The organism is Rhodoferax sp. (assembly GCF_028689305.1).
In the GTDB taxonomy this organism is placed as follows: domain Bacteria; phylum Pseudomonadota; class Gammaproteobacteria; order Burkholderiales; family Burkholderiaceae_C; genus Rhodoferax.
Genome location: NZ_JAQTWM010000047.1, coordinates 1 through 12,633, shown reverse-complemented (window position 1 = coordinate 12,633; position 12,633 = coordinate 1). Strand labels below are relative to the sequence as shown.

Sequence of the window (12,633 nt, the reverse complement as noted above, 5' to 3'; positions counted from 1 at the left end):
CGCACGGTTCTTCAAGCATTGAGTTGCCCTGCCTGCAACGGGGTGGATTGGGCAAAGAAGAAGCCCAGGTCGGTTGATGCTGGATCAAAGGCAGTTCTGGCCGGGGCGCGCATGGACATCGCGACCAGGCTGGCCGCATCAGCGCGTTCCCAGTCTTCTGGCACTTTCTGACCCATGGTGACGCCACGCAAGCGCAGTTGATGGCGGATCGCGGCATCCAGGGCCGGTCCAATCTTCGCCGCTTCGTCAATTTTGGACAGGATCGCTTGTTGTTCACCGCCCGACTTAAAAGAGGTCACCACGTCGTCCAGAGTGTCGCCATGTCCACCGGCGTTGAGCACCAGCAGGCGGTTCACTTTGGGCAATTCCAGCACATCAAGCATGTCGCGTTTGCGTGGATCATTGGGGGCAATCCCCGTGGTGTCGATCAAAACCATTTTTTTGTTGGCCAGCAAGCCGAGCAGGTCCTGCAAGGCTGCGCGATCATGCGCCAGATGTGCCACCACGCCCAGCATGCGCCCATAGGCTCTTAGCTGCTCGTGAGCACCGACACGGTAGGTATCCAGGGTGATCAGCCCCACACTGGCGGCGCCGTGTGTGCGAGCGCACAACCCGGCCAGTTTGGCAGCGGTCGTGGTTTTGCCGACTCCGGTGGAACCCACCAGCGCGTAGATGCCTCCCTCTTCGTGAATGGCTCGGGAACTGGCATCCGTACGCAGATTGCGTGTCAACACGTCCACGACCCAACGCATGGCATCGGCAGCGGAGGTGTCTTCGGGCATGCGCTCCAAGATGGTTCGGGCCAATGCGGGGGAATAGCCAGAGCGGATGAGCTTGAGCATCAGGTTGGCGTGAATCGGGTTTTGCCGCGCCTGCCCCAGCCAGGTCAAAGTGTTGAAGCGTTCTTCGATCAAGGCCTTCATGGCCTGCAATTCATTCACAATGCCTTGCGACGGCGCTGCCGCAGCAGGAGCCACTGTTCGCGGTGCCGCTGGCTGAATCTGGATTGGGGCAGACGTTGAAATTTTTGGGGATGTGGGACGGACTGTCGGTGCCGGTGCTCTGGGGGGCAGGGACCGTTCTTGTGCCATAGGGGTGGTTTGACTGGACAGGGTTTCTTGACGGCGACGCAGCATGCGTTCGCGTACATAGTCCTGAAACGAGAGTGTGCTCATCGCCAACTGGGCGGTGTCTTCTGCCACTTGGCTGTCCGGGTCCACGACCGGTGCCATTGGGGCAACGGTCTTGGCAACGGTTGGGCGTTGGTTCTGGCGGGCCTGTTCATTGCGATCCAAAGCGGCCAGCGTATCTTCGCCAGTGGCAACCACTTCCACACCGGTGGCCGTGGGGCGGTTGGACAAAATCAAGGTGCCGTCACCAAAGGCGAGCCGGGCTTTGGACAGCGCCTCGCGGGCGGTCGGGGCGGTAAAGCGTTGAATGTTCATGATGCTGCACCTTTGAGGATGGGGCCAATACGAATGGTGTGGGATTCAGGAATTTCGCTGTGTGCCAGTACCTGTAGCCGTGGGGCAACACGCCGCACCAACCGGGCCATGGCGCTACGGATCTGGTCAGGAACCAGGAGACAGGCCGGAATGCCGATCTCTTCTTGTTTGAGTGCCATTTCCGCGGCTTTGTGAGTCAGGATATCGGCCACGCCCGGGTCCAGCGCCTGGCCTTGCCCGGAGGTGTTGCCCAGGGCCTGCATCAGCAACCGTTCCAATGCCGGGTCAATGGCGATCACGTTGAGTTCACGGGTTGGGCCGTAAATTTGCTGGACGATCGCCGGGGACAATGCAACACGGACCCGACGAGCCAGCTCGGCGGGGTCGGTGGTTGAATGGGCATGTTCGGCCAGTGACTCGATGATGGTCCGAATATCGCGGATGTGGACCGACTCTTCGAGCAGCAATTGCAACACTTTCTGGAACACGGCGATCGGCACCATTTTCGGGACCACTTCTTCGATCAGTTTGGGGGCCTGTTTACTCACGTGTTCTACCAACTGCTGTGTTTCTGTGCGGCTCAGTAATTTGGCGGCTTGCACTTGCATCAAGTGTGACAAATGCGTGGCCATCACAGTCTCGGAATCAACCACGGTAAATCCGGCCATTTGTGCCGCTTCCTTTTGCTCTTTGTCGATCCAGTGTGCCGGTAGACCAAAAGCCGGGTCTGTGGTGGGGGTGCCAATCAGCGGTGTGGTGATACCGCCCGGGTTGATGGCCAGGAACATCCCGGGGAAGGCCTCGCCTTCGCCCACAATCACACCTCGCAACGTGATGCGGTAACCGCTTGGTTTGAGTTCCAGATTGTCCCGGACATGGACTGCCGGTGGCAAAAAGCCGACTTCCTGGGCGAATTTGCGGCGCACACCCTTGATGCGTGTCAGTAAATCACCCTGGCGGTTTTTGTCCACCAGCGTGATCAGGCGGTAGCCCAGTTCCAGTCCGAGCTGGTCGACGGGCTGAAGGTCGTCCCAGCTGGCTTCTCCGTCAGCCGCAGGGGCCGGAGTCATGACTGGTTCCTCGGCGGGAGGCGGCTGGTGTGCCAGTACCCAGGCACCGTAACCCAGCATCATGGCGATACCGATGAACACGGTATGTGGCATCCCGGGAATCACCCCCAGAATGCCCATGATGGTGGCCGTGATGCCCAGCACGCGAGGCGAGATGAACATCTGCGTCACGATCTGCTTGCTCAAATCATCGTCCTTGCCGACACGTGATACCACCATGGCGGCTGCCACGGAAATCAGCAAGCCCGGAATCTGTGCCACCAAGGCGTCACCGACCGCCAACAGGATATAGCTGTCCGCTGCCTGAGCAGCCGTCAGACCATGTTGCAATACACCGACGGCAAAGCCGCCAAAGATGTTGATCAGCAAAATCAGGATACCGGCAACGGCGTCACCGCGCACAAACTTGGAGGCGCCGTCCATGGAACCAAAAAAATCGGCTTCTTCCGAGACTTCTGCGCGGCGTCGTTTGGCTTCCTTTTCGTCAATCAGGCCGGCGTTCAGGTCAGCGTCAACCGCCATTTGTTTGCCAGGCATGGCATCCAGAGCAAAACGTGCCGATACCTCGGCGATCCGTTCAGCACCCTTGGTCACCACTACAAAGTTGATGACCACCAGAATCGAGAAAACAATCAAGCCGACGGCAAAGTTGCCGCCAATCAAGAAATGGCCAAAAGCCTCGATCACCGCTCCGGCCGCGCCGGGGCCGGTATGGCCTTCGAGCAGAACCACCCGGGTGGATGCCACGTTCAGTGACAGGCGCATCAAGGTGGTGAGCAGCAACACCGCCGGGAAGGCAGCAAAGTCCAGCGGCTTGATCATGTAGGCGGCCACCATCATCACCATCAACGCCACCGAGATGTTGAACGTGAAGAAGGTATCCAGTAACCAGGGAGGTAACGGCAGCACCATCATCGACAAGATGGCTACCACCAGCATGGGCGCTGCCGCGCCTTGCATCAGCGCGGCATTGCTGCCAAACCAGTTTTTCAATGAATTCAGGGTTGGGTTCATGGTGTTTCAGCCGCGATCACTTTGGACATGGGGTCCAGTTCAGGGGGGACGAAAGGTATGGGCACGTCACCGGGTAGCGGACCATCACCGCGCATGGCGGCCTTGAGCCGGTAGATGTAAGCCAGCACCTGGGCTACGGCGGTGTAGAGGCTGGCGGGGATGTCCTGATCAATTTCCGCATTGGCATACAACGCCCGCGCCAGCACGGGTGACTGCAGCACGGGAATGGCATGTTCGGTGGCAATGTCCCGAATCTTGAAGGCCAGCAGGTCGGCGCCCTTGGAGATGACACGTGGCGCGTTCATGGTTTTGTCGTCGTACTGGATGGCAACCGCATAGTGGGTAGGATTCATCAGCACGAAGTCGGCTTTGGGGACGGCCTTGATGCTGTTGCCTTGCGCAATGTCGCGCTGACGTTGGCGGATGTGACCCTTCATCTGCGGATTGCCGTCCGACTCCTTGTGTTCCTGCTTCATTTCCTGATGGGACATCTTCATGCGTGATTTATGCAGGAAGGATTGCAGTGGGACATCAATCATCGCCACGATCAGCACCACCAGCAGCATCAACCCCATGCCACCGGTCAACCAATCCGCCAGATGGGAAATGGCTTGGGTTGAAGGTTGTAAAACCAGCGCGCCAAGCGTCTCCAGGCCCGAGGCCAGATAACTGAACCCCACCAGCAGCAGCATGAACGCAATAAAGCTCATCTTGGCCACTTCGGCAGCCTTGTCCTTGGTGAACAGGCGGCCAAAACCGCTGAGGGGATTCAGGCGGCTGAAGTCCGGGGTGATGGGTTTCAGACTGGCGACCCAACCCCCAGTGGCGACTGTGCTGAGGATGGCAATAACACTGATGATCGTGGCAAACACGGCACAGGCCACCAGACCAACGCCGCTCATGACACCGAGGCGGGTGACCATGATCATGGGGTCTTTGATGGTCTGGGCATCAAACAGCAGCTGCATCCCCAGTTGCCCCTTGAGTTTGTCAAACATCAGGGGTGCCAGCAGCATCAGGCTCAGCGCGCCGCCGCCCAGCACCGCCAGGTGCGACAAATCGCGCGAACGGGCGACCTGACCATCTTCACGGGCTTTTTGCAGCTTGCGCTCAGAGGCGGGTAAATTGCGGTCTTGGCTGCTGGAATCCATGTTGGGAAGACTTCTTTTGTTCTTCCCATTGTCTTTGTCCGCCCTTGAAACTAAAGGGCAATAAGCAGGGGGTTTCCCCGCTTGTTTTCACCAGGCTTAGAAGCCGAGGCTGGCCAGCAGGTCATCCACTTCGGATTGACCTTTGACGACATCTGGATTGTTTTCCGGACTGACCACCGGGCCTTGCAGCACTGGCTGTTGCGGCGGGGTGGGCGCTACTGCGGCTTCGGGGGGCTTGGTCCCTGAATCAGGCGGTGCCGTCAGGATCAACAACTGGACCAGTTGTTCCTCGATGTTGGCTGCCAGATTGACCACTTTGGCGATCACCTGCCCGGTCAGATCATGAAAGTCCTGGGCCATCATGATGTCGGTCAGGTTTTTGTCGATCTCCTTGGTCGCCTCTTCCACATCGGTGATGAAATTCATCACATGCCCTTTGGCCACGGCAGCCACCGGGTCCTTGACGATCAGGGCGCCAATGCGGCGGGTTTCTGCGGCGATATGGTCATGGTGAGCCTTGGCTTGGTCCACATTGTTCAGGACTTTTTCTGCCGCTTCACCGGTGAGCCGGGCGATATAGGACAGGCGGCTCTTGGCGTCGGGCAGTTCACCGGCCCAATTCCTGACCTTGTCGGTCAGGCCCAGTCCGGTGAGCGCGTCGTGCAATTGACGGGTCAGCGAGCCAATACGCTGGTGGACATCCGGGGTCAGTTCGAGAGGACCTGTTGCCACAGGTTCCTTGACTTGTAACGCGTTCATTTAAGGCCCAATTTGGTCAGAATCAGGTTCACTTTGTCTTCCAGCGTGGCTTTGGTGAAGGGCTTGACGATATAACCCGCTGCGCCTTGTTGGGCCGCCATCACGATGTCTTCCTTACGCGCTTCGGCTGTCACCATCAGTACCGGCAAGTGTTTGAGCTTGTCGTCTTTTTTGATTTCGTTGAGCAACTGAAAGCCATTCATGTTCGGCATGTTGATGTCACTGACAACAAAATCAAAGTTGGAATTGCGCAATTTATGCAATGCAACAACGCCGTCTTCGGCCTCATCGGCCTCGGTATAGCCAATCTCCTTGAGCAAATTGCGCACGATACGGCGCATGGTGGAAAAGTCGTCGACCACCAAAAATCTGAGTTCATTGGCCATGGGATTGCCTTTCAATGGCGCAAACTGGAACTGTCATACATCGATTCCCTATTGTGGTTCACGTTACTCTACTGTTTGGCTGCGGGTGGTGCACCGGCAGATGGGCCATTTTGCTCCGCTACGGCATTCACGCGCGTGGCGCCTAGCAAGCGTTCTTCTGCTTCGCGGGTCATGACCGTGATGCTGATTCTACGGTTGGACGGACTGCGCGGATTGTCTTCATCGAGCAAGATGCTCGACGCCAGCCCCATGACACGGGCCACCTTTTCGTCAGGCATGCCGGCCGTCACCAGTTCGCGGCGTGAGGCATTGGCCCGGTCGGCCGACAGCTCCCAGTTGCTGTAGCCGCGTGCACCGCTACCGTAGGGTGTTTGGTCGGTATGGCCGTCCAGGCTGATCTTGTTGTCGATGTCCACCAGTGCGGCGCCGATGGCTTGCAGGATTTCCCGCATATAGGGCTTCACCGTGGCGCTGCCGCTGTCAAACATGGGACGCTTGAGATCATCCACAATCTGGATTTGCAAGCCGTCGGGCGTGATGCCGAGTTTGATCTGGTCACTGAATTCGGCCAGTTTGGGATTTTGGGACACCACGGCGCTGATTTTGGCGCTCAATTCGGCCAGTTTTTGGGCGTCCTGCTTGGCCCGGGACGCTTTGGAAATGTCCCCTGATTGTTTTTTCGCCTTGGGATCTGCACCGTCTCCCCGTTTGGACTGGCCTGCTGTCTGGGTCAGATCATTGCCGCCGCCATTGATCACACTCTGGCTGGCGCCGGCGCCGGCGCCGCCTTGCATGGCCACTTTCAAGGGCGACTGGAAATAGTCGGAAAGACCTTTTTTGTCACCTTCGGAGGTGCTGCCCAGCAACCACATCAGCAGGAAGAAGGCCATCATGGCCGTCACAAAATCGGCGTAGGCAATTTTCCACGCTCCCCCGTGGGCCACGTGGCCACCCTTCTTCACCCGCTTGATGATGATGGGTTGGAGTTTTTTGGCTTCAGTTGCCATGATGCAATGTCACCCGTGTTATTTTTTCTTGACGAACGCTTCCAGCTCAATAAATGACGGGCGATCGTTGGAGTAGAGCACCTTGCGGCCAAATTCGATGGCGGTGGCCGGGTTGTAGCCCTGCATGCTGGCCAGCAAGGTGGTTTTGATGCATTGCAACTCCTTGCCGGCTTCTTCCACTTTTTGTTCCAGCAAGCCAGCCAGCGGCTCGGCAAAGGCGTAAGCCAGCAAAATCCCCAAAAATGTGCCAACCAGCGCGGAACCGATCATGGCGCCAAGCACCGCCGGTGGCTGTCCCACCGAACCCATGGTGTTGACCACCCCCAGAACGGCGGCCACGATACCGAAGGCGGGCAAACCGCCCGCTACCCGTTGCAAGGCAGCCACGGCAGCATGTTCCTCGGCGTGGTGGGTGTCGATTTCGCTGTCCATCAGCGATTCAATTTCGTGGGCGTTCAGGTTGCCCGAAACCATCATGCGCAAATAGTCGGTGATGAATTCCACTACATGGTGGTCATTGCCGACAGCGCCATGTTTTTTGAAAATTTCCGAGGAATGGGGTTCTTCAACGTCTTTTTCGATCGCCATCAGGCCCTCTTTGCGGGCTTTTTGCAGGATGTCATACAGCAGCGCCAGCAGGTCCATATAGCGCGTTTTGGTGTATTTGCTGCCTTTGAAGCAGGCGCCGATGCCCTTGACGGTGGCCTTGACCACCTTCATTTGGTTATTGGCGAGGAACGCCCCCACTGTGGCTCCGCCAATGGTGATCAACTCGAAGGGCAGTGCCTTTAGAACCACCATGATGTTGCCACCGTGGACGATGAACACGCCAAACACGCATCCCAGGACGATCAGCCAACCAACAATGACAAACATAGGCGTGTTGCAAAAAAGTGAAGCTTACGCTTCTGTCGTGAAACGATTCGGCTTGTGCGAACCCGTCTCCCTATCATATCGTCCAGTGCGGGATAGTCTTGAATTATTGCTTAAATTTGCCTCTATCCCGTGTATTTGTTGTCTATGTGGCTATGAAATTTATAGCATTCAGTGAAGCAGGATACCGCCTGCCACGGCGCCCTTGCCGGCGCGTGCCGGCGGCGTGCACAGGCCGCACTCGAAATGGCGAGAGTTTTCATAGGGTTCGCTGACAAAATGGCCGCCGCATTTGCTGCATTTGGTCATGGCCAGCATGTGGTTGTCGACAAACTTCACCAGACGCCAGGCGCGGGTGATCGACAACAGGGGCTCCAGGCCACAGGCGGTGATTTGTGCGGTGTAGAGCTTGTAGGCTTTCATGATGGCCTCAATGTCTTCCAGCGCGCTGACCTTGTTCAGATACTCATAGGTGTTCAGGAACAGCGAGGCATGGATGTTGGGCTGCCAGGTCAAAAACCAGTCGGTGGAAAACGGCAATTGCCCTTTGGACGGCGAGCGGCCAGCCACTTCCTTATAGAGACGCAGCAACCGCTCATAAGACAGAGTGGTTTCACTTTCCAGCACCTGCAGGCGGGCGCCGAGCTGGATCAGCGCGACAGCGCGCTCAACCTGTTTGGAGTCGTTCAGAACACTTTTGGTGGATGCGGTGGCCATGATTGCAACTCCTCTTACAGGGCTTCGGCAAAACGGCCGGCCATCAGGATGCTGGCGTGCAGCTTGGTGGTGGCGTCGTTGTCGACCTTGGTGGCGGTGTGGTTGGTCAGCAGGCCCCAGACCATGTCGTCATCCACGCGGAAGCGGCACAGCAGCATGGGGCTGGAGGCGATCTTCAGGATCTGTGCTGGTGACAGCGTGGCAATCAGGTCAGCCGACTCTTCGGAGATGCCCAGGCGGAACAGCGCTTCGGCCTTGTCCCGGCGGATCACGTTTTGTGCCAGCATCAGATAAGTCAGGTTGGCGTCGCGAATTTCTTTGGAGAGTTGGTCGTCGTTCATGGTGGGCTCCGGAAAAAGGGTTCAATTAATTGGATGGTGTTTCCGGCCTAATTGCCTTGTTCATCACCTTGGAACCGATTCTGGAAGCCTGGGCCAAAAACTTGAATCAGTGTTTGGATGTTGTGGTTGTCATCCCGTTGCCGGGTGATCTGTCGGGCAAATTCCTACAAGAAGCGCTTGGGCTGAGCAAATTGGTGCGAAAAACCGGTGCAATTGGCGGGCTAGGGCCGTCTGATTCAGTCTTATAGTGAACCATTTTCAAAGGACACCAACGAGCAACGTCATGAAAGCGGTCATTCTTGCCGGGGGACTGGGAACCCGCATCTCCGAGGAAACCCACCTCAAGCCCAAGCCAATGATTGACATCGGGGGGTATCCCATCCTGTGGCACATCATGAAGACCTATTCCGCCCATGGTGTGAATGACTTCATCATCTGCTGCGGTTACAAGGGGTATGTGATCAAGGAGTACTTTGCCAACTACTTCCTGCACATGTCCGACGTCACCTTTGACATGGCGGCCAACCACATGGAAGTCCACGAGCGCCATGCCGAACCCTGGCGCGTGACCCTGGTTGACACTGGCGAAAGCACCCAGACTGGCGGGCGCCTCAAGCGCGTGGCGTCGTATTTGCAGGGCGAGCCGGCGTTTTGTTTCACCTATGGTGACGGGGTGGCTGATGTGGACATCAGCGCCAGCATCGCGTTTCACCAGGCGCATGGCAAGCTGGCCACCATCACCGCTGTCCAGCCGCCCGGCCGGTATGGCGCCCTCCGGCTCGATGGGGCACGGGTGTCCGGTTTCACCGAAAAACCCCGCGGCGACGGTGGCCTCATCAACGGCGGTTACTTTGTGCTGTCACCCGCGGTGCTGGACCTGATCGCCGGGGATGCCAGTCCCTGGGAGCTGGCGCCGCTGGAGGCGCTGGCCCGCCAGAGCCAACTCATGGCTTTTGAACACCAGGGCTTCTGGCAACCGATGGACACCCTGCGCGAGAAAACCCTGCTCGAAGAGCTCTGGCTCTCTGGCCAAGCGCCGTGGAAGGTCTGGTGATGTTGCCGCACGCCGCGTTCTGGCAGGGCAAGCGGGTGCTGCTGACCGGGCACACGGGCTTCAAGGGCAGCTGGCTGGCGCTGTGGCTGCAGCGCCTGGGGGCGCAAGTCACCGGCATTGCGCTGGCGCCGGCCACCGCGCCGAACCTGTTCGACGCCGCCCGCGTGGCCGACGGCATGACCAGCCACTTGGGCGACATCCGCGACGCCCAGACGCTGGCGGCCCTGGTCCAGGCCGCCGCGCCCCAGATCGTGCTGCACCTGGCGGCCCAGGCCCTGGTGCGGCCCAGTTACCACGACCCGCTGGGCACGTTTGCCACCAATGTGATGGGCACGGCCCACCTGCTCGATGCGTTGCGCGGCCTGGACAGTGTGCGGCTGGCGGTGATGGTGACCACCGACAAGGTCTACAGCAATCTGGAGCACCCTTACCCCTACCGTGAAGACGACGCCTTGGGCGGGCACGACCCTTACAGCGCCAGCAAGGCCGCCAGTGAACTGGTGATTGCCAGCTACCGCGACGCCTACCTGCGCACCCAAGGCGTGGCCGTGGCCAGCGCCCGCGCCGGCAACGTGATGGGCGGCGGCGACTGGTCGCAAGACCGGCTGATTCCCGACGCCGTGCGCGCCTGGCAGGCCGGGCAGACCCTGTCCATCCGCAGTCCGCACGCCGTGCGGCCCTGGCAGCACGTGCTGGAACCGCTGGCCGGCTATCTGCGTCTGGCTGAACAGCTGTGGGCGCGGCCGGAACTGGCCGGTGCCTATAACTTCGGCCCGCCAACGCAGGATGCCGCCACCGTCAGAAATATCATCGAATTGGCCTCTAGCCCGGATAAAGCAAGCGCAGTAAGCTATGAAGTTGATAGCGTTCAAAAGCCGCTGCACGAAGCTGGCTGGCTGGCGCTGGAAACCGCCAAGGCGCGCACCCTGCTCGGTGTCACGCCGCGCTGGACCCTGCCACAGGCGGTGGCACGCACCATGGCCTGGTACCGGGCGCAACACGACGGGGCCGACGCCCGGGCGCTGTGCCAAGCCGACATCGACGCTTACGAGGCCCCGCTTTGAGCCGCTTGACCGTCACACCGCTGGAGCTGCCGGGCCTGGCCCGGGTGGCACGCCAGCGTCATGCTGACGAACGCGGCTTTTTGAGCCGCCTGTTCTGCGCCGAAGAACTGGCCGTGGCCGGCTGGCGCTGGCCGATTGCCCAGATCAACCACACCTTGACGCTGCGGCGCGGCACCGTGCGTGGTCTGCATTACCAGCGCGCGCCGCAGCCCGACGCCAAACTGGTGAGCTGCCTGCGTGGCGAGGTGTGGGACGTGGCGGTGGATCTGCGCGCCGGCTCGCCCACCTTTCTGCACTGGCAGGCTGAACGTTTGTCGGCGGCCAACGGGTACGCCTTGTTGATTCCCCAAGGATTCGCCCACGGCTTTCAGGCCCTAAGCGACGACACCGAGCTGCTCTACTGCCACGCCGCTGCGTACAACAGCGCACTGGATGCCGGGCTCAACCCGCTGGACCCGCGGCTGGCGATTGACTGGCCTTTGCCGGTGGCGCTGCTGTCAGCGCGTGACGCCGCCCATGCTTTGATCACCCCCGATTTTGAAGGAGAGCACCTGTGAAGTGCCGACACTGCGGCAGCGCGCTGCACCTGCCCGTTCTGGACCTGGGCAGCGCCCCACCGTCCAACGCCTACCTGACGGCGGCCCAGCTTCGGGCACCGGAGCTGTGGTACCCCTTGCGCCTGCTGGTGTGTGAAACCTGCTGGCTGGTTCAGACCGAAGACCACGCCGGGCGCGAGGCGCTGTTTACCGACGACTATGCCTACTTCAGCTCGTTTTCCAGCTCGTGGCTGGCGCATGCCCAGGCCTATGTGCAGGCCATGCAGGTGCGCTTTGACCTGACCGCCAGCAGCCGGGTGGTGGAAGTGGCCGCCAACGACGGTTACCTGCTGCAATACGTGCAGGCCGCCGGTGTGCCGTGTTACGGCATCGAGCCCACCGCCAGCACCGCTGCTGCGGCGCGGGCCAAGGGCATAGCGGTCATTGAGCGCTTCTTTGGCGTGGCGCTGGCCACCGAGCTGGCGCTCGCCGGGCGCCAGGCGGATCTGATGGTGGCCAACAACGTGCTGGCGCATGTGCCCGACATCAATGATTTTGTTGCCGGCTTTGCCACTCTGCTCAAACCCCAGGGGGTGGCCACGTTTGAGTTTCCCCACCTGCTGCGCATGGTGCAGGGCTGCCAGTTTGACACCGCCTATCACGAGCACTACTCGTACCTGTCACTGACCGCGGTGCAGCGCATTTTTGCGCAGCAGGGGCTACGGGTGTTTGATGTGCAGGAGCTGAGCACCCACGGTGGCAGCCTGCGCGTGTTCGCCCAACGGGCCGACACGGGCCAGCAGAGCGTGCAGGCCAATGTGGCCCAGCTTTTGGCGCAAGAGCAGGCCGCAGGCATCAGCACCCCGGATTTTTATGAAGAATTTGGCCTCCAGCCCGCAAGAATAGGTCGTGAGTTGCTATCATTTTTGTTGCAATGTGCCAACCGTGGTGAATCGGTGGCGGCTTATGGCGCTGCCGCCAAGGGCAATACCCTGCTCAACTTTGCCGGGGTGCGCCCGCATCTGTTGCCCTATGTGGTGGACAAAAATCCGGCCAAACAAGGCAAGTTCCTGCCAGGCAGCCGCATCCCCATCGTGGACGAGGCCGCGTTGAAAGCCCACCGCCCCAGTCATGTGCTGATCCTGCCCTGGAACCTCAGGCACGAGGTCATGGCGCAGCTGGACTACATCCGCGAATGGGGTGGGCGGTTTGTCAC

Annotated in this window: 13 protein-coding genes; 4 read left to right on the top strand and 9 right to left on the bottom strand. The window is 59.7% G+C overall.

Annotation, left to right across the window (positions count from 1 at the left end):
- Nucleotides 1-11: 11 nt before the first annotated feature.
- From flhF to flhD, 9 genes are all read right to left on the bottom strand, one after another.
- The gene (flhF, locus tag PHW99_RS10930) at nt 12-1,445 is read right to left on the bottom strand and encodes a flagellar biosynthesis protein FlhF (RefSeq protein WP_300176977.1); all 1,434 of its coding nucleotides are present in this window, start codon (nt 1,443-1,445) and stop codon (nt 12-14) included.
- Complete coding sequence (gene flhA, locus PHW99_RS10925; protein WP_300176974.1) at nt 1,442-3,529, bottom strand: flagellar biosynthesis protein FlhA; 2,088 nt, start codon at nt 3,527-3,529, stop codon at nt 1,442-1,444. Before flhA ends, flhF begins: the two co-directional genes overlap by 4 nt.
- Nucleotides 3,526-4,680, bottom strand: a complete 1,155-nt coding sequence (locus PHW99_RS10920; protein ID WP_300176971.1) for an EscU/YscU/HrcU family type III secretion system export apparatus switch protein — start codon at nt 4,678-4,680, stop codon at nt 3,526-3,528. Before PHW99_RS10920 ends, flhA begins: the two co-directional genes overlap by 4 nt.
- 96 nt (nt 4,681-4,776) lie before the next feature.
- Nucleotides 4,777-5,439, bottom strand: coding sequence for a protein phosphatase CheZ (locus PHW99_RS10915; protein ID WP_300176968.1), 663 nt, complete (start codon nt 5,437-5,439; stop codon nt 4,777-4,779).
- On the bottom strand, nt 5,436-5,825 hold the full coding sequence (gene cheY, locus PHW99_RS10910) for a chemotaxis response regulator CheY (RefSeq protein WP_300176965.1): 390 nt from the start codon (nt 5,823-5,825) through the stop codon (nt 5,436-5,438). Before cheY ends, PHW99_RS10915 begins: the two co-directional genes overlap by 4 nt.
- Nucleotides 5,826-5,893: 68 nt before the next feature.
- Nucleotides 5,894-6,832 (bottom strand): flagellar motor protein MotB, encoded by a 939-nt coding sequence (gene motB / locus PHW99_RS10905; protein WP_300176962.1) that lies wholly within the window; start codon nt 6,830-6,832, stop codon nt 5,894-5,896.
- An 18-nt stretch (nt 6,833-6,850) separates the two neighbouring features.
- Nucleotides 6,851-7,708: a flagellar motor stator protein MotA gene (gene motA, locus PHW99_RS10900; RefSeq protein WP_300176959.1), complete on the bottom strand. Its 858-nt coding sequence runs from the start codon at nt 7,706-7,708 to the stop codon at nt 6,851-6,853.
- 168 nt (nt 7,709-7,876) lie between these two features.
- Nucleotides 7,877-8,422, bottom strand: coding sequence for a flagellar transcriptional regulator FlhC (flhC, locus tag PHW99_RS10895; protein WP_300176956.1), 546 nt, complete (start codon nt 8,420-8,422; stop codon nt 7,877-7,879).
- A gap of 14 nt (nt 8,423-8,436) precedes the next feature.
- Nucleotides 8,437-8,763: a flagellar transcriptional regulator FlhD gene (gene flhD / locus PHW99_RS10890; RefSeq protein WP_300176953.1), complete on the bottom strand. Its 327-nt coding sequence runs from the start codon at nt 8,761-8,763 to the stop codon at nt 8,437-8,439.
- A gap of 283 nt (nt 8,764-9,046) precedes the next feature.
- Between flhD and rfbF the strand changes: the two genes are divergently transcribed.
- The 4 genes from rfbF to PHW99_RS10870 all read left to right on the top strand — a co-directional run.
- A complete protein-coding gene (gene rfbF, locus PHW99_RS10885; RefSeq protein WP_300176950.1) occupies nt 9,047-9,817 on the top strand; it encodes a glucose-1-phosphate cytidylyltransferase in 771 nt (256 codons plus the stop codon).
- A complete protein-coding gene (gene rfbG, locus PHW99_RS10880) occupies nt 9,817-10,881 on the top strand; it encodes a CDP-glucose 4,6-dehydratase (RefSeq protein WP_300176947.1) in 1,065 nt (354 codons plus the stop codon). Before rfbF ends, rfbG begins: the two co-directional genes overlap by 1 nt.
- Complete coding sequence (locus PHW99_RS10875; protein WP_300176944.1) at nt 10,878-11,438, top strand: dTDP-4-dehydrorhamnose 3,5-epimerase family protein; 561 nt, start codon at nt 10,878-10,880, stop codon at nt 11,436-11,438. Before rfbG ends, PHW99_RS10875 begins: the two co-directional genes overlap by 4 nt.
- Nucleotides 11,435-12,633: class I SAM-dependent methyltransferase (locus tag PHW99_RS10870; RefSeq protein ID WP_300176941.1), on the top strand; the 1,199-nt coding region annotated here is incomplete at its 3' end. The genes PHW99_RS10875 and PHW99_RS10870, both read left to right, overlap by 4 nt.